A 23,720-nucleotide genomic window follows, 5' to 3' on the forward strand; every position below is an offset into this window, starting at 1 on the left:
TTATTTCTGCTTCTTCGGTTTGAAGTATTTGATCGAACCTTTCACTACCGTGGCCCGTGTTGCCAAGCGCACGAGTAATGACAGGAGATAGTTCTTTCGACCGGAAACATAATATTGCCGTCGTTTATCCAAACCGGTCAGGCCGGCGCGGACGACCGCGTCGGCGGTTTGCGAGGGGTGCTTTTCCAACCAATGCGGCACGCCGGAAACATTGAAAAAGTTTGTCGCTGTGGTTCCCGGACACAACGCCATGACAATCACACCCCGTTGGTGCGTCTCGGCCCACAGCGATTCTGAAAAATGCAGCACGTACGCCTTCGAGGCGGAATAGACACCGTTATAGGCCACCGGTTGAAAGGCAGCGACGGAGGCGACGTTGATCACACCACCCGCTTTGCGGGACAGCATTTCCGGAAGCACCAGGTAGGTCAGTTCGGTCAGTGCAGCGATATTGACCTGAATCAATTCCATCATCCGCGACACATCTGTCTGCTCGATGGCGCCCGCAAAGCCGATGCCGGCGTTGTTGACGAGCAGTTCCACTTCGATGCCCCGCTGTTTGATCTCATCATAAATTCGCAGCGGCTCCGTTGGGTTGGCCAAATCGGCCGTGATGACCTCCGTCTTGGTGCCGTGCGCTGTGTACAGTTCCTCCGCCAGTTGTTTTAACTCATCCTCCCGACGGGCGGTCAGGACCAGATGCATCCCCCGTCCGGCAAGTTGCCGTGCGAACTCCGCGCCAATACCCGATGAGGCTCCGGTAACGACTCCCCAACGCTCCGCATATGTGACCGTCAAAATTACGCTCTCCCTGGCATCCGTATGCTCAGTGTCCGCAGCAAGGTTTGGATTTTCGCAGTTCGCAAAATAGTTGTTAAAATAGGACTTCGCTCCGTCCGACAATCTGCCGGACGGTCTACTATGAACAAAATCGTAGCAAAACAAAACCATTCTGGCGATGGAGCAATACCCAATGCCGCAAACTCCGATGAGCCGCGAAGAGGTCCGGGACGTTGATCGCCGTGCGATTTCCGAATATGGCATGCCGGGCGTCGTGCTGATGGAAAACGCTGGGCGCGGTGCAGCGGAGCTGTTGATTGAGCTTGGCATCGCCGGGCGAGTGATCATCTGTGCCGGAAAAGGGAACAACGGCGGCGATGGTTATGTCATCGCGCGGCATCTACAAAATCGTGGTTTCGAGGCGGAAGTCTGGTTGTTTTGCGATCCGACCGAACTTTCCGGCGATGCGGCGATCAACTACCGCATCTTGCAGGCTGCCGGCTGGGCGGGACGTGTGATTAACGACGATGCGGACTTCGCGGCGCTGTTTGCGGAACTACAACCGGATGATTGGATCGTCGATGCCTTGCTGGGAACCGGGACTCGCGGCGCATTGCGTCCGCCGTTTCCCAAAATCATTGCAGCGATCAACCAATCCGCCGCCAAGGTCTTTGCTATCGATCTGCCCTCGGGCATGGATTGTGATACCGGCAAGCCGTTGGGGACGTGTGTGCGTGCCGAACAGACTGCCACGTTTGTCGCCCCGAAATTGGGATTTGACCAACCAGGCGCCGACGCTTGGACCGGAACGGTGCATGTGATTGATATCGGTGTCCCACGCGATTTGATTCAACCAACGTGATCCAACCGACTTGACTCACCCAAGTCTCACTCAGCACCGCGAATCGGTACCGGCCGGCGTTCGCCATCGATGAGTTGCACGGCGACATACGTCACATCCGCCTCGGTCAGCATCAATGCTTCGCCGTCGCGTTCCGATTCGACGGTCACGTGCACGGTGATTGACGTCCGGCCGAAGCGTTCGACGTGTGAGTAAAAACTCACGACGTCACCGACATAGACCGGGTGGTGAAACTCGACACGATTCATAGCCACTGTCACCAGCGCGCAATCGGGGAATCCCTCTTTGCGAATCGAATAGCGCGCACCGATCGCACCCGACTGGTCGATGTGACTCAAAATCACTCCGCCAAAGATCGTCCCGTGCGGATTCGTATCACGGGGCATCATCGTGATCTTGGTGGCCAGATAACGGCCCTGTTTGTCGACGGTCATTGGGGGGACGGCCTTAATGGTGACGATGTATTTGTTGAACCGCAGAGTCAGCCGGCAAACGGCCATGATGGTTATTCTAGCCGACTTTTACGCGCACGTCGTCCGATTGCCATGGAATGCGAGCTCAGGCGGGGCGATTCATTGTTATTGACAATATTGCCGCGGTGCGTAGACTCAGTGACATAGGTAGGACGCACGTCGCTGGCATACCGTGGTCCGTTTGTACAAGGGCCTTTTTCGCCGCAGGTACGTGCAGCAGTTTCCCTCAGACGTTTTGATCACATTGGCGTTTTTTGGTGAGGAGACACGCATGGCCGAAGACACATGGGAAATTTATAAAGACAACTCCGGCGAATGGCGCTGGCGACGAGTGGCTCCCAATGGAAATATTGTCGGCGCTTCGACGCAGGGCTATGTGAATCGGTCCGACTGCGAAGACAACGCACGCCGCAACGGCTGGCCCGGCTAGTTGCGTTCGCTGCGCAATCACCCCGCCTGCCGCACGAGAATTTCGCCGCGACCACCTTCGAGAAAATCGCCGCGGTACCGGGCGTAGTGGGACGTGAGGCACTCAGCGGGAACTCGAAAACCGGCCGTTTGTAGATGTCGCAGATAGTGCTGCAAAAACAACGGGTCGTATGTCGAAGACCGTTTGAATGTCGGCAACATTCGTGGAGCCGCATCGGCGGCGAAATAGCCGATCGTGCCGCGCCGCATTCCCGCTCCAGGACGAATCCCTGTTTCGCCAAACAGGAAAATGGATCCGGCAATCATATTAAAACCGGGCGCATCGCCGGAGCGACCGCCGATGGCGATCAATCCGCGGCGCATGGTATGACCGATTTCGTTGCCGGCTTTGCCGTCGATGAGTATCTCCCCTCCGGTCATGCCCCGCCGCCCGCCACGATAGACCGCTCCAATCAAATGCCCGGCATCACCGCGAACGTGAATTCGTCCGCCATGCATCTCCGCCCCGACCCAATCGGTGGCGTCTCCTTCACACAGGATTTCGCCGCCGGTCATTTCGGCTCCCAAATGCATCCCCGCGTTCCCGCGAATCGTCATCCGGCCGGTCGTCATGCCGGTGCCGATCAACTTGACCTTGCCGCAATCGCCCTCCCAAATCATCTCGCTGTCATCGCTGCACGAACCGGATACGTCGAAAAATTCGCCGAGCGTCAATTGCTTGTTGCCGTACTGCACCGGCGTCGCCCGGATTTGATCGACCGACTGTTCTCGAGCGGTCTCGATGCGGACGTGATCGACTTCAACAGGGATGGACGTGCGATTGTGCAGCGAAAGAACCAGGGGCATGGCGGGTGGGGCGATGATGTTGGGGGTGGGGAATTCTGATGGGTTACCAAACTCCGGTTTGGGAACCTAACTAGCGCGAAGATCGGCTTCGCTTTGCATGGCTCGAATTACGTCTCAATTTCGGGTGACTCTTCGAAGCAGAGCTTCGAGAAATTGGGTTCCCAAACAGAGTTTGGGAACCAGTCGTGCGCTAGTTGCGATTGAGTGTTGTTTAAAAACGGTGGCCTTCTTGTGGGCCGTGCTCGGTCCGGGTCAGGATTTCTGGGCCTTCCTCGGTCATGAGGATTGTGTGCTCAAACTGTGCGGAAAGTTTGCCGTCTCTGGTGCGAACGGTCCAGCCGTCTGATTTGTCCAACACGGTCTCCACCCGGCCTTGATTGATCATCGGTTCGATGGTGAAGCAGACGCCCGGCCGCAAGATTTGGAATCGCGCTCCCGGGGTCGGGTAGTGCGGAACGCCGGGGTCCTGATGAAATCCCTGGCCGATGCCATGTCCTTGGTAGTCGCGCACAATCGAATAACCGTGCGGTCGCACAGCTTTGGCAATCGCGCGGCCGATTTCAATCACTTTGCTGCCCGGTTGCAGGACATTGATGGCCGCATACAGACTATCGAAGGTGACCTGCACCAGATTTCGCGTTTCGTCCGAAACGTTGCCAATCAAGATGGTTTCCGATTGGTCGCCGTACCAGCCGTCGACGATGGTTGTCAGATCGACGTTGACGATATCCCCTTCGGTCAACACAGTGTCATCCGGGATGCCGTGACAGATGACTTCATTGATACTGGTGCAAATCGTCTTGGGAAACCCGTGATATCCCAAACAGGCAGGCGTGTGCCCATGGTCGCGGGTGTACTCTGCGACCAGCTGGTCAATGGCACCGGTTGTGACTCCCGGTAAGACCTGCGGGCGAATAAAATCCATTAACTGGGCATTGAATCGCGACGCCCGACGCATCGATTCGCGTTGTTCTTCATTCAGTAACGGTATATTCCGCTTTTGCATGTTATTGCCTGTTATTGCTGTTTTTCGAGCGATTTGGGAAACGTAAATCCCACATCTGTTCCCACGCGGCGAACTCCCGCCATCACACGGTCCTGGACGCTGCCGGTAAATGGCCCGGGAAGTGGACCATACAACATCGCTCCGCCCGCTTCATAGCCTCCTTCGGCAAGCACCCGCGCTGAGGGGAGATATCCGAAGACATCATTACTATAGCCTGCGACCCACACAAACGGCACCGAGCGAAACGTGGATTTTACCAACCGCGAGTAATCAACGACGACTTCCCCCCCGATGGCTACCATGACCAGCGTCTCACCAAACCGAATTGCCTGGATCGGACAGGGGTAGGTCAGCGAGATCGGCTCGTTGCGGTCCAGTTTTTCGAGTAGATAACGCGCTTTGCGCTGTCGGTAAACATTTTTCGATTCTATGTCCGCTTCCAAAGCTGCGCGGGGCGGGAGGGGCTCGAATTCCAATTCGACTTCAGTAAACGCCGAATCGATCGCTGGCGGGAGCGGCTGTTGCGGCTCGTGGATGGCCTGTTTCACGGCATCGGCCAATTCCCGGCCATGTTGTCGCGCGAGTTCGATTTTTCCACGGGGATAAGGATTCTGATCGCCGCCGGTCCCTTCCACAAATAACGCGGTCACGCCGGGAAAGTCTTTTTCAATATCGCTCTGAGCAAATCCGGCGTAGTCGCCGTTGAATTCCATGATCCCGGTCGAGGTGTTGTGACAGGCATAGCCAAACAGAATCGCCCGTCGCTCACCAGCGGACGAAAATACCTGGAGCACTGGGACGTCGTGATCGGTCGGGCCCTCGTCGTACTGGCGGTTGACGAAACCTTTGTCGGTCGGAAAGCGGCGGTTCTTGGCGAAGTCGGCGGTGGATTTGGCATAGGAGAGCGTAGCGGGCTGTAAATCGTCTAAGGCAGCGCCGATCAATTCCACCAGCGCCGTTTCTAATTTTTCTGTATAAACGCCGATTTGTTCCGCTTGTGCTTCGGCCATGCCATAAAAGTAATCCCGCTCCGGCCGCAACTCCGGTCCGCAATGCGTGTGCGACGCATTGAATAACAACGATTTACGGGGCAGTTTGTATTTCTCTTTCACCCGCCGCGAAACATTCACCGCCAAGGTGCGGGGAATCCCGATCAAATCAGTGGTGACAAATACCATGCGATTGTCGCCCGCCTCGAGCACCAGCGCCTTGGCGTACAATTCCGCCAACGTCCCCTCGGCCGGTTTCTTGCGCGAGGCGTAACCCGCCATCCACATCGGCGCGCCGGGCGTAATCGACACCCGCGCCACCCCAGCCTGCCATTGCTCCTCAGCAAAAATTGGTGAGGTGACGAGCAGCAGCAGTGAAGCGATAATCAGTGATCGAAACACGAGTGAAACTTTCCTTGAAAATACACATTTCTCACGCCAAGGCGCAAAGTCCGCTAAGAAGATTGTCGTGTGATGACTCTTCTTGCCTTTGCGATCTTTGCGCCTTGGCGTGAGGTTTTCTTTCTGTCGATATCAGCTGCAAAAACGAGGGCAAGCCGACGGGTTCTTATTGTTCCGGCAACACATCCGGCGGCTGGCTGGTCAATTGGACCAACGCTTCGCGGACGCGGATGATTTGTTCCGGTGTTACGGTTAGGTAACGATGCAATCCCTCGGGATCAAACTCGAACTGTGTGAGTTTGCGGTCATCGACGGTGGAGGTACCTGGATCGGACAGACCGAAGTACCCATGATCGGGACGGACCGCATACAGCACGCTGGTTAAATCCCACGTCGGCCGCTCGTGTGGTTTTTTGTCCCAGGCCAAATAGGATTCGTGGACGGGGTGGTGCTTGACGTAACCGAAGTCTTTTTCAACGCTCTGCCATGGATACCGTATATTCAGGCCGATTTCGTAACCGCTGATCACGACCGGCGTTGGCCAATCGGTCAAGAGTTTTTTCGACGACGCCAAGTCCTGGACGACGTTGAATTCCGGTTTGTTTTTGGCTGGGCCAAAGTTGCCCGCCATGATGGAGAGCAGTTTGACTTTCTTTGCCACCAAATCGCGTCCGTTGAGTGGTGAAATCTTATCCGGCGGTGAGTTCAACAAACGGGCGAGATTGGTCATGTAGCCGACCTGCGCGATCACCACCGAATGGTCCGGCTGCGCGACAAGCGTTTTTCGCAGCACTTCGGTCGCCTCGGGGGCATCGTTGCCCGAGAGTAATGTGTGAGGATACCGCTGTTTATCGCCATTTTTTGTATTCGTCAGACTGCCGGTGAAGCGGCTTTCTTGCGGCCGCACCCCTTTTTTGACGACACCCACGGGGATATCCGGTCGACCGTAGAAAGTATTGATCGCATCGGCGGCCGGTCCGCTCAACTCGTTGTCTTTGACAATCGTCACCGCCAGCAACTCGCATTCCCCGCGCGATTGCAGCGCGTGAATCGTCGCCAGAGCCATCGCATCGTCGATGTCATCGCCCAAGTCGGTATCAAAAATCAACTTCACCGGCTCTTTGGCTGTAGCGGCTTGCGACATAAAAGGCAGGACTAAACAGGGAATCAGAAGCAACAGGGTGCGACGGCAATTCAAGCGGTGCAAACTTCCCAACAACATGGCAAAACGACCTCCGGTTGTATGATCAATTGAGGAACTCAACCGCTGCCTTATACCACGAGCGGTTGCGCATTGCGAATCCGGGGCAGCAGCGGCTGATCATCATGCTACACTGTTGAGCACCACAATCTCAACAACGCAGTCGAATCTTAATCGCTGACCTGCCGAGGGTACCGCCATGCCACGACAAATACCGATCCTGGTCACTTTCCTGTTCGCTGCTGTGGGTTGTGACGCCCAGCAACAGGCGCCGTCGCGAGCGGCTTCCACCGCTGTCGCGCCGCACGGAATCACTGCCACATTTTCGATTGTGGCGGTCGATCCCGAAACCGGAATCTGCGGCGCAGCTGTGGCGAGCAAGTATCCGGCGGTGGGCAAAGTCGTTCCGTATGTCCGTCCCGGTGTGGGAGCGTTTTGCACGCAACACTGGCACGAACCGGCTTGGGGCGAACGGGCGTTGGATTTATTGGAAGCGGGCCAAGCCCCGGAGGAGGTCTTGGCCACACTCTTGAAAGACGATCCGCGGCGAGAACAACGGCAGTTGGCGATCATCGACATTCAAGGCCGCGCCGCCAATCGCAATCCGTCAGCCGCCAGTCAGCCAAGCCTGTACTGGGGCGGCATGACCGGACGATACTATGCCTGCCAAGGCAACACGCTGGCCGGTCGAGAAGTCGTGGTGGCTATGGCGAAAGCGTATGAGGAGACCGAAGGGAGTTTAACCGACCGTTTGATGGCGGCGCTCGTTGCGGCCGATTGTGCCGGCGGCGACCACCGCGGTCGGCTGGCAGCGGGGATTCGCGTGGCGAAAAAGGACCATGCTGGGTATTGGTTCGAGCTATACGTCGACGAAAGTGACGACGCCGTGGCCGAGTTGGCTAAAAAGTATCAGGAGACCACACACGCAGCCAAAGGGAGATGGCCCGGCGCCGCCCCCTGCCCCAAACGCTTCAAAAACACCCGCCCCCCGACAGCAGACTAATACCTGAGGGTAAAACACGAATGTCGGGTGCGTCGCGACGCACTTTTCTGCATAGGACGATTGATTCGCCACAAAAGAATACCTCACGCAAAGGCGCCAAGCCTGCAAAGGAAGCAGAAAAGGGAAGCCAATCTGCCTTGCCACTCTTCAAAAATTGGCACACGTTCCCGGCGAATCGTTTCCTTCTTGTGACGATTCTCAGTATGCTCATAGTTGGCGGGATTGATGTACCGCTCTGGGGAGTTTCGTAATTTGAAAATCGCTCAACTTTTTTCGAAAGCGGAGGTGCATTGTGAGCACGGCGGTTGATCAACAGCAATTGTCCGACTGGACTGACGCGTTCGCCCGAGACGGCCACATTTGCCTGCCGCAATTCCTCGCTGGCGATGCGATGGAAGAATTGCAGGACAATCTTGCTCGCTATATCCGTGACGTCGTGCCTGGGTTGCCGGCGACGCATGCGTTTTATGAGAATCGCGAAGATCCGACGACGCTCAAACAAATGCAATACATGCAAGACGAAGACTCGTTCTTCGCCGAATTGATCCGCCGCGACTGTTTTGTGGACGTCGCGAAATCGTTTCTGGGCGAGGGTGTGGTCACGCAAGGCGCGGAGTATTTCAACAAACCCGCCGGCCTGGGCAAAGCGACGCCGCCGCATCAGGACGGCTACTACTTTTGCTTGGTTCCCAACAAAGCGGTGACGTTTTGGATTGCGTTAGACAACATCGACGAAGAGAACGGTTGTCTGCGTTACGTGACCGGCTCACACAACGGCGGCGTCCGTCCGCACGGTGCGTCTCAGATCTTGGGATTCTCGCAAGGCGTGCAAGACTGGGGACCGGCCGACGCAGCCCGCGAGACGAAGTACATCCTGCAACCGGGCGATGTGCTGGTCCATCATTCGCTGACCATACACCGCGCCGACGCCAACACCAGCAACCGCTCGCGCCGCGCCATGGGCTTGGTCTATTTCGCTGAGAGCGCCCAAGTGGATCCGACCTTGCAGCAGAATTACAAGGACTCGTTGACGAACCAACATGCGGGAATGGGGATCGCAACGACATAGCGAGGTTTGGTGATGTAAGAGTTCGCCACAGATGAAACACGGATTCAACACAGATCAAAACAAGAAAGACCTCGTTCCCAAACTCTGTTTGGGAACGCGATTCTCGAAGCTCTGCTTCGCGAATAGATTGTTCTAATCTTACGGTTGCCAACGGTCACATGATTTCGCGTGCGAAGCAGAGCTTCGCTAAAGTGCGTTCCCAAACAGAGTTTGGGAACGAGGTGGTATTTAAATCTTTTTTAATCTGTGTTCGATCCGTGTTTATCCGTGGCTAAGAATTTTTCACTTAGAACGTTTGAATTTATTTCGTAGTTACCAGTTTTAGGATCAACCATGCCCCTGCCCTCCTCTCGAGTTTCGCGTCGCCAATTTCTTGCCGGTTCGATGGCGGCTGGGGCGGCGGTGATGTGTGGGGGATTATCGGGGGCGGCTGCGCCGGTCGGGCGGGGGATTCCTGCTGCAAAGCGGCGCGAATTGGCGGCCGATGAAAGTAAGGCGTTGATTACGATCACGCTCGATTTGGAAATGAGCCGGCATTATCCCAAGCGGGGGATGATGGAATGGGACTTTCAAAAAGGGAATCTGGATGATGCCACCAAAGCCTATTCCGTGGCTGCCGCCGAAAAAGCCGCAGCCAAAGGGGGCTTTATCCATTTTTTCTGTGTGGGCCGGGTACTGGAACACAAAAGCGTGGATTGGCTCAATACGTTGATCCAAGGCGGGCATCCGATCGGCAATCACACCTACGATCATGTCTATGTGTTGGCCTCGACACCGGAGGAAGCGCAGTTTCGGTTTCGCCGCTCCCCATGGCTGGCGCAAGGCAAAACCACAGCGGAGCTGATTGAAGAAAACATCCGCATCACCACCGTCGCCATGCAGGACCGGTTGAAGATCGATCCGGACGGTTTTCGCACGCCGGGCGGGTTTCAGACCGCGCTCGATGGTCGCGCCGATATTCAGCAGATGTTGCTCGACCAAGGTTTTTCGTGGGTCAGTTGCAAGTATCCGGCGCATGAGGCCGGTGAGGAACATCAGGAACCGACAGCGGCGGTTTATGAGAGCATTGTGGCTGCCCAGGCGGCGGCGCAACCTTATGTTTATCCCAGCGGTCTGGTGGAAGTTCCGATGAGTCCCATCAGCGACGTGAATGCGTTTCGCACGAAATTCTGGAAGCTGGAATATTTCAAAAAAGCGATCCGTCAGGGCGTGGAGTGGGCAATCGAGAATCGGGCATGTTATGATTTTCTAGCACATCCCAGTTGTTTAGTCGTTGAAGATCCCCAGGCGGAAACCATTCAAATGATTTGCGACATTGTGAACGACGCGGGTGACAAAGCCGTCATCGTCGATTGCGACACTATTGCCGAGCGCGCGCGGCTGCGGCACAAACCGAGCGCGGAGAACAAATAGATGAACCAGCCGATCACGTTGCAAACCCATACCATTGTGGGAACGGAGACCGACGCCGAAGGGGAGACCATCGAGCGCCCCGGTCCGCACCTGCTGATTACCGGCGGGGTCCATGGCGACGAATACGAACCGATGGTGGCCATCCGCCGTCTGATGGAAGAGTTTGATCCCGCAACGCTCAAAGGACGCGTGACCTTGGTCCCGCTGGTGAATGAGCCGGCATTTGCCTGCCGCTCGCGAACGGCGGAGGATGGTCTGGATTTGGCCCGCGTCTGTCCGGGAAATCCGGAAGGCTCTGAAACCGAGCGGATTGCCGTGGCGCTGAGCGAATTGATTCGCAGTGCGGATTTTTATATCGATCTGCATACCGGCGGCGTGCGGTATGAAATACTCTCTCTCGTTGGGTATGGATTGCATGAGGATGAAACGGTCCTCAATCACCAGCGAGAAATGGCGCGGGCATTTAACATGCCGATCATTTGGGGCACCAGCGCTCGCCATGAAGGCCGCTCGCTTTCGGTGGCCCGTGACGCCGGCATTCCCGCGCTTTACACCGAATTCACCGGCGGCGCGAAGTGTTCCGAAGGCGGGGTGCAGATGTTACGCGACGGGTGTTTGAACGTGGCCCGCTACTTGGGCATGCTGGAACGGACGATTCCCGACTCGCTCGTTGAATACATTGTCGAAGATGACCGCGACGATAGCGGACACCTGCAAACACAAATGCCCGCACCGGCCGATGGATTTTTTGAAACCCGCGTGCGACTGGGCGACTTCGTTGAGAAGAATCAAATCATCGGCAAGGTGTTCGATCCCTTGGGACAACGGGGCATTAACGTGGCCGCTCCCCATGACGGCATGGTGTTGATGCTGCAAACCTTTCCCGCAGCCACCGCCGGCGAATCGCTCGGCGCGATCCTCCCGATCAGCGGTCCGGGCGAGGTCTTTTATGAGCATGAGGGAGCGTAATACCGTTTCATACGACAGCTATACATACAGTATTAGGTCGTCCCCATAGGGGGTGCCACGGGCGGCTTGCCCGCCAGTGCGCGCGTAAAGCGACATCCCTGGACAGGGAAAACACAGCCTGACACGCCACTGGCGGACAAGCCGCCAGTGGCACCCGCGCGATGTTCGTTTTCTTGCGCGTTGTCGCCTGAAGCGGCGGGTTTCCCTTTCCTCTGTCGCCCAACTGGCCTACGATCGCTCCTGAAACTAGCCGCGATAGATCTATCGAGAGGAATCGCTCATGGAAGCATTGATTGGTTTGGCATGCATGCTGCCGTTTATTCTGCTGTCGATCGCCGGTACAGTGTTTTGGATTTGGATGTTGGTCGATTGCCTGACCAAAGAACCCTCCGAGGGTAATGACAAAATCATTTGGGTCTTGGTGATCGTGTTTTTGCAAATCATCGGCGCTGCTGTGTATTACTTTGTGCGCCGCCCGGAGCGAATTAGTCAGACTGGGCAATGACGCACAGGACCGCGGCCGGCCCCTGCTAGATAGACTCACCCTGCACTTGAACTGAGGAAGTATTAGAGATGCGTCACGCGCTGCTTGTGATCGGGATGATTGTTTTCGCTCACAGCCACCTGCCGGCCGAGGAACCCGCCGCTAAGCCTAAGACGAAACGGTTGTATCTGGATGAGTTCCGGCCCAAAAGCCAACTCAAGGCGCCGCAGCATATTCTGAAGCGGGCCAAGTTTCCCTGCGTGAATGTGCATACGCATCCCGGGAAGTTGAGTGAAAAAGAACTCGACGAAATGGTGGCAGCCATGGACGCATCAAACATCGCCGTCAGCGTCAGCTTGGATGGCAAGATGGGTTCGAAACTTTCGGAGCAGTTGGAGCTCTACCGGCGGCGGCATCCGGGACGATTTGTGATCTTTGTGCGGATGGACTATCGCGGCGACGGTGAGGAAGACAAACCCGAAACTTGGGCCGTCAACCAACCGGGATTCGGATTGCGGATGGCTGACGGTTTGTCGGATGCGGTCAAACGAGGGGCGTCGGGACTGAAACTGACAAAAATGTTGGGGCTGTATCTGCGCGGGCCTGACGGAAAACTGTTGAAGGTTGACGATCCGCGGTTTGATCCTGTTTGGCAACGGGCAGGCGAACTGGGTGTGCCGGTCCTGTGGCACGCGTCGGATCCAATCGCCTTTTTTCAGAAAACTGACGAATACAACGAACGCTGGGAAGAATTGTATCGGCATCCCGAGTGGAGTTTTTACGGCGAGGAGTTTCCCGCCCATCAGGATGTGATCGATGCCCGCAACCGCGTCATCGCACGGCATCCCCAGACGACTTTCATCTGCGCTCACATGGCCGATATCCCCGAGGATTTGGCAAAGCTGGGAACGTATCTGGATCGGTATCCCAACATGATGGTCGAGATCGCTGCCCGCGTCGCTGAATTGGGCCGGCAACCTTATACGGCGCGCAAGTTTTTCCTAAAATACTCCGACCGCATCCTCTTCGGCACCGACGGCGTCCCTCCCGTTTCAGAGTTGATTCCGCATTGGCGGTTTCTGGAAACTTGGGACGAAGACTTTCCCTACGAAGACAACCCGTTTCCCCCGCAAGGCTTTTGGAACATCTACGGCCTGGGCCTGCCGGATGACGTGTTACGCAAGGTGTATTACGAAAACGCCCTGCGGATCATTCCAGGGCTGAAGGTGCCGGGGGTGGAAAAGTGATTCACCACGGAGAGAGGCTGTCGGCTTTAGACCTTAGGCTGTAGAGTTGTGATGTCGAGGCTTTTCCTAAGGTCTATAGCCTAGAGTCTAAAGCCCATTGATCCGTGGTGAATTAACACCAACAGAAATCACACACAAATACTTCAAACAGAAAGCTAACCATGATTCACGTACTTGCCACCATTGAAGTCGTTGACGGAAAACGGGATGAGTTTTTGAAGCACTTTAATGAACTCGTGCCCCAAGTGCTCGCCGAAGAGGGGTGTATTGCCTATGGGCCGGCCGTTGATTTGCAGACGAATCTTCCGGTCCAACCGCCCGTGCGACCGAATATTGTGACGGTCATCGAACAATGGGACGACTTGTCCGCACTGGAAGCGCACTTGATGGCGCCGCACATGGTTGCTTTTCGCGACGTGGTCAAGGATCTGGTGATCGAGACGATCGTCGGTGTGCTGGAACCGGCATAATTGACCACACAGATGACCACCGCTCGTTACCAGAGCGGATCTTTTGGAGCCGAACGCACGCGGCGAATGTGCGCTTCGGCGGCCGGCATGGCGTCGAGTTCTGAATAAAAGATCGCCGTCGGATCAATCCCCCGCGCATCGAGTCGGCCGATCCGCTCCGCCACACGCGGTTGCCGCGCGATCATCGGCAGCACCGCTAACCAGACGAACAGCAACAGCCCGCTGACGAGAATCAGCGCCAGCCAGTTGCGTTTCGAGGATGCATTGCTTGGTGGGGGAGTCACTGGATTTTATCTGCTAGATTTAAGTGAGTGCAGCGGCCCGCTCGAAATGTTAATCCGTCTTGGCGCGGGTCCAGACCGTTAATCCTCGCAGATCCTTCATTGACGTTCTAGGGAACAAACTAATTCCCAGCGCGACTGTGACGAACACGACGTTCACAATGATCCCCACCCAGTATTCGTGGATGTCCATCTGCAGAAAATCAGGCAATTGGCCGGAGATGTTGAGTGCAAGATAGACATTCAGCAGAATGCCCGGAACGAGGGCGGCGACCACGCAGCGATAGTCGACGCGCGTGGTAAAGAAGCCCAACATGAACAGCCCCACGAGACAGCCCCCGAAGACGGACGAGACGATCCAGGTCAAGGTATTGATGTTCTTAAACGGAATTTCAATCAGCGCAATCGCCCCGCCGATCATAACCATGGCGGCAAACAGAGCGATGATTCGCGCCGCCACCAAGTAATATTTGTCGCTACGGCCCGGGCGCACGAACGGTTTAAGGATGTCGACCACCGTCACCGTGGCAATGGAGTTGATGCTCGAATCGAGCGACGACATGGCAGCTGCTAAAACCCCGGCGATCACCAAGCCGCCAAGCCCGGCGGGAATTTGGGTTAATATAAAATGGGGAAACACCGCATCGACCTGCGACTGTTGCAGTGCGACCACTTGAGGATCGGGAAAGGCTTGGTAAAACGCATACAGGCACGTACCCACGAAAAAGAACAGAATCCATGTCGGGAGGGCCATCACCGAAAACAGGATCGTCGCCTTGCGGGCTTCCCGCATTGATTTTGCCGCGGCGTAGCGCTGCACGACCGTTTGGTCACAGCAGTAGGTGGTCAGCCATTCGAGGATGCCCAGCAAGATCACGATCGTGAGTGTTTTCCGGGACAGGACTTCGGAAATCCGCGCGCGTAGGTTTTGTTGTGTGTCGGTTACAGGATTCGGTTCCGGTGTCGATTCCGGTGCTGGGCCGTCGATACCCATATCGAATTTGTGATCGGCGCGACCGACTGCGATCACTTCGGCGAATCCGCCGGGAAGTTGCCAGACGACGTAACCGATCGACATCATTCCGGCCAGCAACAGCACGATGGTTTGCACCACGTCGGTCCAGATCACCGCTTCGATGCCGCCGGCGATGGTGTAAAAGGCGATGAAAATACCGGTGCAGAGGATCACGCTCCACAGCGGCGCCCCGGTCAGCAGCGCGACCGGCAGCGAGACAAGAAATAGAATCCGCGCGAGTCGAATCAGTTGAATGATCAAAAAACTGGACACGCCGTACAAGCGAGCGATCGCTCCGAATCGCATTTCCAGATATTGAAACGCCGAGATCATATCATCGCGGCGGAGCAGCGGGACGAAATAGATGACGGCAATGACCGCCACGAATGGGAGCGTCAGGTTTTGGACCAGATTTCGCCAATCGGCCGAAAAGGCGTCGGCGGGAAAGGCCAGAAACGTGACCGAGCTGATCGTTGTGCCGACCATCGATAACCCGATGACCCAGCCGCGAAACGAACGGTTGCCGACGAAGTATTCCGCCGTCGTGGTATTGCGGCGGGCAAAGTACAGCCCCATGCCGGCCATGGCCAATAGATACGCCAAGATGGCGACCACATCCAACGTCCGCAAAGGTGTTGCAGTCATCACATCTCGGCTTTCAGGGCCACAAGTTGCCCAACCCGCTTGCGCATTTGTGCGTCATTGCGAATTCCCACACAACGACATGCTCAGCCGAGTTATGCAACTTGCATTGATTTGGAAACAGCGCGGGCTGCGAAACAGTTCGCCGTTTCGTATGGAGTCAACGTCAAATAGTATGCGGTGTCGCATACGTGTGACGCAAGCGGGTTTCTTGACTCCCCTCGTTGGGCCAAGACTGGCGTTTGCGATTCGGGACGTGTAGGATGGCGAATTCACGCGCCACAATCCAATTCCCGCACATCCTGACCGCGACCGACGACCACTCGATGGGTCGCTTTGAGCGACCAATAATCGTCGAGTGTCTCACCCGCGTCACCGGTACTGATTCCTGCAAGAGAACCGACCGATGCCACAACTTTTTCTACCTGTCTTCGCCGAGTTACCCGCCGCTGATATCGCCGTGCTGGTGGTTTACATCATTGGGATCGTGGCGTTTGGCTGCGGATTCATTCGCAAAAGTGGCAGCACCAGCGAATTCATGGCGGCCGGCGGATCACTGCCTGGCTGGGCGGTGGGTCTGTCAATTTTCGGCACCTATCTCAGCAGCAATACGTTTTTGGGCGTACCGGGAATAGCGTACGGGTCAAACTGGAATGGTTGGGTGTTCAGTTTGTCGTTGCCGTTTGCCGCGGTGATCGCCGTCAAATACTTCGTACCGTTTTATCGCCGCAGCGGCGAGATTTCGGCCTATCAACATTTCGAGAAACGTTTCGGTGGTTGGGCGCGGACGTACTGCGTTACGTTTTATTTGCTCACGCAATTTGCGCGCGTCGGGTCGGTGATGTTCGGCGTTGCTTTGGGTTTGCGGGCGCTGACCGGCTGGGATATGCAGGCTATCATCATCGGCACAGGATTTCTGGTCACACTCTACACGCTTTTAGGCGGTATCGAAGCGGTGATCTGGACCGACGTGGCGCAAAGTATCGTTCTCTCCATCGGTGCGGTGATTGTGGCGGGCTTGATTCTGTTCGATCTCCCCGAAGGTCCTGGACAAGTCTTCACGATCGCTGCGGAACACGAAAAATTCAGTTTGGGAAGTTTTGAAACTGAGTTTGCGACGTCGACGTTCTGGGTGATGTTGCTCTACGGCGTGTTCATTAACTTAAACAACTTCGGCATCGATCAAAACTTTGTGCAGCGCTATCACACTGCGAAATCGGAAAAAGAGGCTGCCCGTTCTGTGTGGATGGGGGCCATCGCCTATGTCCCGATTTCCCTGCTCTTCTTTTTTATTGGCTCATCGTTGTTTTCATACTACGAAACGCAGCCGGAAATGAAGGAAGAAGTACAGATCGAAGTCGCCCCGGAAAACTTGAAAAAGCAAGCCAACAAGCTGAAATTTCAGGCACAGGACCTCGCCTACGAGGAATCACGCATTGCCTCCCTCAAAGTCCAGGATTCGAAAAAATACGAGGAAGCCAGCGAGAAACACATTGCCAACGAAAAGAAATTCCAGGTGAACAAAACCCAGTACGAGGCTAACAAAGCCGCGCTGGAAGACTGGACAACCTCTGTCCAACAAATCCAAGACGATATGCGGGGCAAAAATCCTGATTTGACTGATGAAGAATTTGAGGAAAAGTTCTTGACCTCAATTCCCAATCCTCCTGAATGGGTGACAAAACTGAAGGCGAGTGAAATCGGTGACAAAGTCTTCCCACACTTTATTGTCGCAAAACTCCCTGTGGGCATGGCGGGCTTGTTGCTTGCCGCCATATTTGCAGCGGCGATGAGCAGTGTCGACACCAGCCTGAACAGTTCCGCAACGGTAATTCTGACCGACATTTACAAACGCTATATCAACCCTGATGTCGATGAGAAAGGGCAGATGCGCGTGCTTTACGGATCAACGTTGTTTGTCGGCGCCGTGGGAACTGGTATCGGCGTCGCACTCATCGGTACCGAGAGCATCCTTAAAGCGTGGTGGACACTATCGGGTATCTTTGCCGGTGGGATGCTTGGTTTATTTTTGCTCAGCCTAATTGCCCGAAACGCCACCAAGCCCGCCGCAGCGACAGGTGTCGTCATCGGATTACTCGTGATAATGTGGATGACATTCAGTGATGTCAAATTCCTTCGGGAAACGCTCGGCATTCCATACTCGCTGCCGGAAGGTCTCCGCAGCCCGTTTCATGGCCATATGACAATCGTCGTCGGCACACTGACCATCTTCTTGGTGGGATTGATCATCAGCCAATTCGTCGGCGGTAAAACGGACGACGCCGCGTCCAACGCGAAGACCTAACGTGAACTGTGCAACGCGCCGACTCTCCAGCGAAGGCGGGGAGTGACGTCCGGTCAACGATACCCCACCGCGTCAATCCACGCCCAACATCCGCGCCGCATTGTTCCAAAAAATGTCCTCAACGGCGCTGTCGCTGAGCCGTTCGCTCCAACAGGCCCATTTGATCGAACGCAGGTGCTCAAGCCCAATGAGCACCGGTTCGATCTTGTTGTGCTTTTCACCCCAGACCGGCGTCTCTTCGTACAGCCAGACAAACGAATCGGCCGCCCCCAGGCTTCGACCGCGGAGGTGGCTGACCGGCACGTCTGAGCCGTACATCAATCGTTCATGCCCCAGAATGCGAATGATCGCTTGATGCGCAATCGGTTCGCAGTTCGCGCTGGTGTCGAAATACAAATTGTCCAACCCTTTGAGATGCGGCAGCCCTTCGAGATTGTGCGCCGGCTGAAATCCCCGCGCCGAATGCGCCAAGATCAACCGCATGCCGGGATAGGTCTCGCAGTAATGGCGAATCCAATGAATATTCTGCGGGTCCGCCACCGCTCGCGAACGGACCATGTGCAGCGTGATCACCAGTTCCTCTTCGTGGGCAATCTTGACGAGTGGCTCGGGGAGAAAGTCGGGAATCTGCGCGTCCCACGTTGGCTGTGTGGCAGCGGTGATGTGATAGCACTTCAACCCATGCAGCCCTAACCTCCGGACTTCTTCGCGGACCCATTCGGGATCGTCATCAGCTGCAATAAAAAACTCACCGCGACATCGCGGATCGTGCACCACTTCTTGAGCGACCCAGGCGCTGGCGTCGGGAAATCGGTCCCGATGCTGCATGCTAAAAATCGGCAAGAACAGCGCCGCCAAATCGGCGCCGGGATGCAGGTCGGACATCAATTCCCGGTACTCGGCATACCCCACCGTATCGTAACCCGCAGGTGTCAACGACGGTGCGAATTCGGATTTGCCCAGATGGCAATGCGCATCGTAAATGCGATCCGGCAAAAACGACGCCAATTCGCGTTCGTAGAATTCCCTGTCGCAAGGCCGCAGCAATGTCGATCCACTGGAGTTTGTCATCGTGTCGCTTCTGCGCTTTCTAAGTTGATTGTCTGTAAGAAAAACAAATACCCCGAAGGGGTTGAACATCATAGCCCAGGGTAAGCGGCGAAGCCGCGCCACCCTGGGTGAGCCATCAAAACAAAAACCAAACCCTGAAAGGGTTTCTCAAGGCAAACGGGGGCAATACTCCAATTGTCGGTTAATTGAGAAACCCCTTCAGGGTTTGCTCCGGATGCCTCAAACCTTACCTGGGGTGCGCTCACGTTGTTCGCGACCCCAGGCTACGATGAGTCACGCCTTCGGCGAAAATAATATTCCCTATTCCGTTAGACCTTCAAAAAACAAACGACTTCGTCCTCTAACATCCAAGCATCCTCGTGCGAGTCATTTCGTAAACGCGGCGTAAATCGCCCAGCCTCCAGAGGCGGTGAAAAACAATAGGATCAACCACAACAGACCAGTCGTCAACGGACGGTTACGATGCTCCTTTCCAATCAAACGGGCGGAACCGTTGAGTACCAATAACACCACTGCCAGCATGGGCAGGAAGGCGGCGCCGACAATGGCGTATAGTTTTTGCATCTCCTTAAAACCGTACCACAGGCCGATCATGGGAATCGTGGCGATCAAGACCAATGCCCATTGATAGACCCGTGCAGTGGTCTCGACCGGTTGCCGTTCGCGTTCCCCATATTTTTCGTGCATCATGCCGGCGTAGTCGGCGAACAGATAAGGTATGCTTTGCCAGACGCCGAGCAGGCTGCTGGTCACGGCTCCCCAGGCTCCAATAAGAAACGCCCAGCGGCCCACTGTTCCCAGCCGGCCTTGTAGTTGATCGGCCAACGTCACGATCAATCCAGCACCGCCGCCGGTTACTTCAATCGTGCTCCCGATAATCACCATGCCGATCCCGAAGAGGGCCGTCATCGTATATCCCACGGCGAGATCGATGCGGCAGGTCTTTAGATATTCAATTCCCCGACGATCTTCCTCGCGAATCCAATAGCCGTAACAGAGCACTGTGACGGTTCCCCCCACGCCCCCCATCAAGGCAATCGTCCAGCTCAAGCCGCCGTCATAGAGATGAGGTATCGTTGGCCAAACCAATCCGCGCCCGACGGCCCACCACTCAGTCGTCAACAGGGTGGCCGTCACGAGCACCGTGACAAACATCACAGCGATACAAACACTCATCACTTTTTCAAACAGTCGATAGCCACCGAGGCGGATTAGGATCACGCCAACGAGGCTATGCAGAATTCCATAGACGATTTTGCCCTTGGCTGCTGCTGTCAAACCGCCGGTCGTCGTGTCAGAGTCGGCGAACAAGGGCCAAATTGCGTTGGCGGTTACGCCGGTGGCGCTCATCAGGGCGGCTCCGACGAGAAAACTCCAAATCGCCAAATAAACAATGAACACGGCTTGAACCGTCCGGCCGAAATTAGCGACGCAACCTTCGAGCAAGGTCGTCTCGGTGGCCAGTTGCCAGCGGGCGAGTCCTTCGTTGAGGATGTATTTCAACAGCGCGCCGACAATCACCGCCCAGAGAATGGCGACGCCGAGGTGACTGCCTGTAAAGGCACCGGTCGCCAGATCCCCGGCGCCGACACCCGTAGCGGCGACGAGAATTCCGGGGCCGATGAGCTTCAGCCAATGTTTTTTGGGGGCGGGTTGATTCACAGCAAATTCCAACGGGGCGGAAAGGGCTTGAGCCTAATCGGTGATGTTTCATGGGGCAATGCCAACCGGTCGGGCAATACCCCCCGGCGGAGCCGGGGGCTGAGGGACGGTGCATGGCCGGTTTTTCTCCCAGCCCCCGGCTCCGCTGGGGGGTCGTTGCGGTCAAGCGCTGTTGCCCAGGGGCTACCGGGCATGTTAGACTCATATCAACATTTGTTGATCCTCACGCCCCACACATGCGACGCCAACCGATGATCCCACCCGCCCCCTCCTTGCTGAAACATCCCACTGTCAATCGACGAGAGATGTTGCGCGCCGGGGGGATTGGACTGATGGGACTATCGATGTCCGATGTGACCGCCCTGCGTGCCCAAGCGGCACACACCGGCGCGCCGCAACCGCCGGTGAAATCGGTCATTTATATTTTTCTCTCCGGGGGATTGTCGCAGCACGAAAGCTTCGACATGAAACCCGAGGCAGCCGATTCGATCCGGGGTGAGTTTCGCCCCATCGACACGGCCACCCCGGGCATTCAAATCAGCGAACATCTGCCGATGCTCGCACAGCGGAGCCGGCATTGGGCATTGGTCCGCTCGTTGACGCATGGTCACAATGAGCATTCCAACGGGCATCACATCATGCTCACCGGCCGCAGCGAAATGCCGCGAGGGTTCAATCCCTCCAAGCCGATGCCGACCGACGACCCCACATTTGCCTCAATCGTCAGTGCCACCGTCCAAGGCAAAAACCATCTTCCGTCGGCGGCTGTGATTCCCGAAACGTTCATCCACGCCAGCGGCCGCGTCATTCCGGGACAGTTCGCCGGAATCATGGGTCCGCAACGCGATCCTTGGGTCATCGATGCCGCTGCAAAATGTAAAAAGTGCGGCGCCTGCCCGAATTGTTTTGACCATCAACAGCGCGATTGGGAGCACACGGGCGATCCCGTTTTCGAGTCACCCAACCTCCGCCTGCCCGACCAGTTGACATCACAGCGACTCGGACGCCGGTTAGATTTGATGCAAATTGTCGAAGATGGCCAACGACATCTTGATCGCGCCGCCGATGTCGCCGCCATGGATCGCAATCGCCAAACGGCGATTTCGTTATTGACCTCCGGCAAAGTCCGCAAAGCCTTTGACGTGCATGCGGAACCGGACGAAGTGCAAGAAGCTTATGGCAAAAACCGTTTCGGTTGGTCACTGCTCATGGCCCGCAGCTTGATCGAAGTGGGTGTGGGCATGGTGCAGGTGAATCTGGGCCGCAATGAATCCTGGGATACACACGGCAACATTTTTCCGCACCTTAAGAATCATCTCTTCCCCCCCACCGACCGCGCCGTCTCGGCGTTGATTGACGATTTGGAACAGCGGGGGTTATTGGATTCGACGTTGATCGTGATGGCGGGAGAATTTGGCCGGACCCCGAAAATTTCGCGACTGGCTCGTTTCTACAAATACCCCGGCCGCGACCATTGGGGAGCCGTGCAATCGGTCTTCTTTGCCGGCGGCGGCGTCCGCGGCGGGACGGTGATCGGTTCGACCGATAAAATCGGCGGCTATCCGCAGGACCTGCCCCAACGGCCGGAAAACATGGCGGCAACGATTTATGATGCTCTGGGGATTCATCGTGAAGCGGCTTGGTATAGCTCACTCAATCGCCCCCATTTTGTGTACCACGGCGATCCGATCGCCGGTTTGATCGGCTAATGTTACGGCCAGTCTACGCTTGGCTGCGACGCATTGTCTGGATGAATTCCCCACAGTCGTGAGATGGAATGCTATGACCCTCAATTTCGATCCATATCGATTGCGCAGCGGTCTTGTTTCGCTGCTTGCCGTCTGGTTTCTAGTAGGAACCGCCTGCGCAGCTGAATCCGACGCCGAAAAACCACGGCAGCAGCGATTTATTTATAACTCCGACGCCAACCACATTTACCACTATAAGCCGGCGCCGATGAACGTGGCGGACCTGCAGGGGTATGTGGACGAAGTTGTGGGGACAGGGGTGACGACGTTTTTTGCCTCGCCCAACTGGGGCATGCCGATGGCCTATCCCAGCGAAGTCACAGAGATCATTGGCGCGCAGCTTGCCCCGGAAAAGCTGGCCGAGATGCGGAAGGCCAGCGTGACGAAAGGGAGCTCTGCGGAACGGGCACTGGCAAATTTTTACGGGTTCATCGATGCCGGCCATGACCCGTTTCGAATAATGATCGACCGCGCCCGCGAAAAGAAGCTCGAGGTTTTCATCTCCTACCGGCCGAATGAAATCCACGATGTGCAAAACCCCGACAGTTTTATCGTCACCGATTTCTGGCGCGATCATCCTGAGTGGCGCGTCGGAAAGATCGGGGATGAAATCAGCCCGCTATTTGCGGAAATCATCGGCGGCAGTAAAGAGCACCGCGTGCATCCGATCGTGGCCTCCTGGTTTCCCGGAGCACTGAATTTCGCCATTCCCGAAGTCCGTGCGCAACGGTTGGAGGAACTTCGCGAGTGTTGTGAGCGGTACCCGATCGATGGATTGGATATCGATTTCCAACGGTTCCCGATCTATTTTCCACAAGACGCCGGTGCAGAAAATGTGGAGACCATGACCGCTTGGATGCGAGAAGTCCGCGCCATGACCCGCGAGGTGGGTGAGAAACGAGGCCGGCCGTTGCTGCTTTCCGCACGTATCATGGCCCGCCCCCAACAAAACTTGGCCATCGGCCTCGACCCGGTCACTTGGGCCAAAGAGGGGCTGATTGACTTTGTCGAAGTCTCGCACTATTTGCGGAACGATTTCCCGCTGCCGATCCAGGAATACCGCAAACTCATGCCGGCGGAGCTGCCGATCTATGCCTCGGTTGAAGTGGAAAAGGAGAGCGACCGATATCGCCGCATCGCCCGCCAGTTGTATGACGACGGCGTCGATGGATTGATGATGTTCAACTACTTCACCCGCCGCGAAGGGGGCGTGGAACCTAATTTCACGCTGTTTAATGAACTCAGCGACCCGGCATTGCTCAAGCCGGTTGCTCCTTAATTGCCCTCGTTGACCGCAACCCCTCCATCGTGCTTGCCGTTTGCGGACGATCCCGGCAGAATGAGACATTGAGA

At 56.1% G+C, this 23,720-nt stretch carries 22 protein-coding genes; 12 read left to right on the forward strand and 10 right to left on the reverse strand.

The window, feature by feature from the left end; all coding sequences use genetic code 11:
- Entirely contained in the window at window positions 1–798 is a 798-nt protein-coding gene (locus tag Mal52_RS28880; protein ID WP_231962478.1) for an SDR family NAD(P)-dependent oxidoreductase, read from the reverse strand.
- A gap of 175 nt (window positions 799–973) precedes the next feature.
- Between Mal52_RS28880 and Mal52_RS28885 the strand changes: the two genes are divergently transcribed.
- The gene (locus tag Mal52_RS28885; RefSeq protein WP_145380362.1) at window positions 974–1,642 is read left to right on the forward strand and encodes an NAD(P)H-hydrate epimerase; all 669 of its coding nucleotides are present in this window, start codon (window positions 974–976) and stop codon (window positions 1,640–1,642) included.
- Between the two features lie 26 nt (window positions 1,643–1,668).
- On the opposite strand, the gene Mal52_RS28890 is transcribed toward Mal52_RS28885, so the two are convergent.
- Window positions 1,669–2,142: an acyl-CoA thioesterase gene (locus Mal52_RS28890; RefSeq protein WP_197533571.1), complete on the reverse strand. Its 474-nt coding sequence runs from the start codon at window positions 2,140–2,142 to the stop codon at window positions 1,669–1,671.
- Between the two features lie 244 nt (window positions 2,143–2,386).
- Between Mal52_RS28890 and Mal52_RS28895 the strand changes: the two genes are divergently transcribed.
- Window positions 2,387–2,545, forward strand: a complete 159-nt coding sequence (locus tag Mal52_RS28895; RefSeq protein ID WP_145380363.1) for a YegP family protein — start codon at window positions 2,387–2,389, stop codon at window positions 2,543–2,545.
- Window positions 2,546–2,562: 17 nt separating this feature from the next.
- Here the strand turns inward: Mal52_RS28895 and Mal52_RS28900 are convergent, their stop codons facing one another.
- The 4 genes from Mal52_RS28900 to Mal52_RS28915 form a co-directional block, all read right to left on the reverse strand.
- Entirely contained in the window at window positions 2,563–3,390 is an 828-nt protein-coding gene (locus Mal52_RS28900) for a formylmethanofuran dehydrogenase subunit C (RefSeq protein WP_145380364.1), read from the reverse strand.
- A gap of 211 nt (window positions 3,391–3,601) precedes the next feature.
- On the reverse strand, window positions 3,602–4,396 hold the full coding sequence (gene map, locus Mal52_RS28905; RefSeq protein ID WP_145380365.1) for a type I methionyl aminopeptidase: 795 nt from the start codon (window positions 4,394–4,396) through the stop codon (window positions 3,602–3,604).
- Window positions 4,397–4,407: 11 nt separating this feature from the next.
- A complete protein-coding gene (locus tag Mal52_RS28910; RefSeq protein ID WP_145380366.1) occupies window positions 4,408–5,787 on the reverse strand; it encodes a neutral/alkaline non-lysosomal ceramidase N-terminal domain-containing protein in 1,380 nt (459 codons plus the stop codon).
- A 166-nt stretch (window positions 5,788–5,953) separates the two neighbouring features.
- Window positions 5,954–7,009 carry a nucleoside hydrolase gene (locus Mal52_RS28915; protein WP_145380367.1) on the reverse strand — a complete coding sequence of 352 codons (1,056 nt, stop codon included), beginning with the start codon at window positions 7,007–7,009 and terminating at the stop codon, window positions 5,954–5,956.
- A gap of 178 nt (window positions 7,010–7,187) precedes the next feature.
- Here Mal52_RS28915 and Mal52_RS28920 point away from each other — a divergent pair, with 178 nt between their 5' ends.
- The 7 genes from Mal52_RS28920 to Mal52_RS28950 all read left to right on the forward strand — a co-directional run bounded on the left by Mal52_RS28920 (window position 7,188) and on the right by Mal52_RS28950 (window position 13,643).
- The gene (locus tag Mal52_RS28920; RefSeq protein WP_145380368.1) at window positions 7,188–7,991 is read left to right on the forward strand and encodes a DUF1028 domain-containing protein; all 804 of its coding nucleotides are present in this window, start codon (window positions 7,188–7,190) and stop codon (window positions 7,989–7,991) included.
- Between the two features lie 292 nt (window positions 7,992–8,283).
- On the forward strand, window positions 8,284–9,060 hold the full coding sequence (locus Mal52_RS28925) for a phytanoyl-CoA dioxygenase family protein (protein ID WP_197534547.1): 777 nt from the start codon (window positions 8,284–8,286) through the stop codon (window positions 9,058–9,060).
- A 333-nt stretch (window positions 9,061–9,393) separates the two neighbouring features.
- Window positions 9,394–10,473 (forward strand): polysaccharide deacetylase family protein, encoded by a 1,080-nt coding sequence (locus Mal52_RS28930; RefSeq protein WP_145380370.1) that lies wholly within the window; start codon window positions 9,394–9,396, stop codon window positions 10,471–10,473.
- A complete protein-coding gene (locus Mal52_RS28935; RefSeq protein ID WP_145380371.1) occupies window positions 10,474–11,442 on the forward strand; it encodes a succinylglutamate desuccinylase/aspartoacylase family protein in 969 nt (322 codons plus the stop codon).
- Between the two features lie 280 nt (window positions 11,443–11,722).
- Window positions 11,723–11,947, forward strand: a complete 225-nt coding sequence (locus Mal52_RS28940) for a PLDc N-terminal domain-containing protein (RefSeq protein WP_145380372.1) — start codon at window positions 11,723–11,725, stop codon at window positions 11,945–11,947.
- Between the two features lie 68 nt (window positions 11,948–12,015).
- Window positions 12,016–13,173 (forward strand): amidohydrolase family protein, encoded by a 1,158-nt coding sequence (locus tag Mal52_RS28945; protein ID WP_145380373.1) that lies wholly within the window; start codon window positions 12,016–12,018, stop codon window positions 13,171–13,173.
- 161 nt (window positions 13,174–13,334) lie between these two features.
- Complete coding sequence (locus tag Mal52_RS28950) at window positions 13,335–13,643, forward strand: putative quinol monooxygenase (protein ID WP_145380374.1); 309 nt, start codon at window positions 13,335–13,337, stop codon at window positions 13,641–13,643.
- Window positions 13,644–13,669: 26 nt separating this feature from the next.
- Here Mal52_RS28950 and Mal52_RS28955 read toward each other — a convergent pair whose 3' ends face one another.
- On the reverse strand, window positions 13,670–13,927 hold the full coding sequence (locus Mal52_RS28955) for a hypothetical protein (RefSeq protein ID WP_197533573.1): 258 nt from the start codon (window positions 13,925–13,927) through the stop codon (window positions 13,670–13,672).
- Between the two features lie 49 nt (window positions 13,928–13,976).
- Window positions 13,977–15,584 (reverse strand): sodium:solute symporter family protein, encoded by a 1,608-nt coding sequence (locus Mal52_RS28960; RefSeq protein ID WP_145380375.1) that lies wholly within the window; start codon window positions 15,582–15,584, stop codon window positions 13,977–13,979.
- A 403-nt stretch (window positions 15,585–15,987) separates the two neighbouring features.
- Between Mal52_RS28960 and Mal52_RS28965 the strand changes: the two genes are divergently transcribed.
- On the forward strand, window positions 15,988–17,886 hold the full coding sequence (locus Mal52_RS28965; RefSeq protein ID WP_145380376.1) for a sodium:solute symporter family protein: 1,899 nt from the start codon (window positions 15,988–15,990) through the stop codon (window positions 17,884–17,886).
- Between the two features lie 72 nt (window positions 17,887–17,958).
- On the opposite strand, the gene Mal52_RS28970 is transcribed toward Mal52_RS28965, so the two are convergent.
- Complete coding sequence (locus Mal52_RS28970) at window positions 17,959–18,957, reverse strand: amidohydrolase family protein (RefSeq protein WP_197534548.1); 999 nt, start codon at window positions 18,955–18,957, stop codon at window positions 17,959–17,961.
- Between the two features lie 366 nt (window positions 18,958–19,323).
- On the reverse strand, window positions 19,324–20,619 hold the full coding sequence (locus tag Mal52_RS28975; protein WP_197534549.1) for an Nramp family divalent metal transporter: 1,296 nt from the start codon (window positions 20,617–20,619) through the stop codon (window positions 19,324–19,326).
- A 236-nt stretch (window positions 20,620–20,855) separates the two neighbouring features.
- Here Mal52_RS28975 and Mal52_RS28980 point away from each other — a divergent pair, with 236 nt between their 5' ends.
- Both Mal52_RS28980 and Mal52_RS28985 read left to right on the forward strand, forming a co-directional pair.
- Window positions 20,856–22,328 (forward strand): DUF1501 domain-containing protein, encoded by a 1,473-nt coding sequence (locus Mal52_RS28980; protein WP_231962479.1) that lies wholly within the window; start codon window positions 20,856–20,858, stop codon window positions 22,326–22,328.
- A 73-nt stretch (window positions 22,329–22,401) separates the two neighbouring features.
- On the forward strand, window positions 22,402–23,646 hold the full coding sequence (locus Mal52_RS28985) for a glycoside hydrolase family protein (RefSeq protein WP_145380379.1): 1,245 nt from the start codon (window positions 22,402–22,404) through the stop codon (window positions 23,644–23,646).
- Window positions 23,647–23,720: the final 74 nt, after the last annotated feature.

The sequence above is a fragment of the Symmachiella dynata genome (assembly GCF_007747995.1).
GTDB classification, from domain to species: domain Bacteria; phylum Planctomycetota; class Planctomycetia; order Planctomycetales; family Planctomycetaceae; genus Symmachiella; species Symmachiella dynata.

Coding starts and splice junctions, on each gene's coding strand:
- Mal52_RS28940 (WP_145380372.1), top strand. CDS start 11,723: ATGGAAGCATTGATTGGTTTGGCATGCATGCTGCCGTTTATTCTGCTG.
- Mal52_RS28985 (WP_145380379.1), top strand. CDS start 22,402: ATGACCCTCAATTTCGATCCATATCGATTGCGCAGCGGTCTTGTTTCG.
- Mal52_RS28970 (WP_197534548.1), bottom strand. CDS start 18,957: ATGACAAACTCCAGTGGATCGACATTGCTGCGGCCTTGCGACAGGGAA.
- Mal52_RS28900 (WP_145380364.1), bottom strand. CDS start 3,390: ATGCCCCTGGTTCTTTCGCTGCACAATCGCACGTCCATCCCTGTTGAA.
- Mal52_RS28950 (WP_145380374.1), top strand. CDS start 13,335: ATGATTCACGTACTTGCCACCATTGAAGTCGTTGACGGAAAACGGGAT.
- Mal52_RS28915 (WP_145380367.1), bottom strand. CDS start 7,009: ATGTTGTTGGGAAGTTTGCACCGCTTGAATTGCCGTCGCACCCTGTTG.
- Mal52_RS28895 (WP_145380363.1), top strand. CDS start 2,387: ATGGCCGAAGACACATGGGAAATTTATAAAGACAACTCCGGCGAATGG.
- Mal52_RS28960 (WP_145380375.1), bottom strand. CDS start 15,584: ATGACTGCAACACCTTTGCGGACGTTGGATGTGGTCGCCATCTTGGCG.
- Mal52_RS28885 (WP_145380362.1), top strand. CDS start 974: ATGCCGCAAACTCCGATGAGCCGCGAAGAGGTCCGGGACGTTGATCGC.
- Mal52_RS28965 (WP_145380376.1), top strand. CDS start 15,988: ATGCCACAACTTTTTCTACCTGTCTTCGCCGAGTTACCCGCCGCTGAT.
- Mal52_RS28930 (WP_145380370.1), top strand. CDS start 9,394: ATGCCCCTGCCCTCCTCTCGAGTTTCGCGTCGCCAATTTCTTGCCGGT.
- Mal52_RS28890 (WP_197533571.1), bottom strand. CDS start 2,142: ATGGCCGTTTGCCGGCTGACTCTGCGGTTCAACAAATACATCGTCACC.
- Mal52_RS28980 (WP_231962479.1), top strand. CDS start 20,856: ATGCGACGCCAACCGATGATCCCACCCGCCCCCTCCTTGCTGAAACAT.
- Mal52_RS28935 (WP_145380371.1), top strand. CDS start 10,474: ATGAACCAGCCGATCACGTTGCAAACCCATACCATTGTGGGAACGGAG.
- map (WP_145380365.1), bottom strand. CDS start 4,396: ATGCAAAAGCGGAATATACCGTTACTGAATGAAGAACAACGCGAATCG.
- Mal52_RS28920 (WP_145380368.1), top strand. CDS start 7,188: ATGCCACGACAAATACCGATCCTGGTCACTTTCCTGTTCGCTGCTGTG.
- Mal52_RS28945 (WP_145380373.1), top strand. CDS start 12,016: ATGCGTCACGCGCTGCTTGTGATCGGGATGATTGTTTTCGCTCACAGC.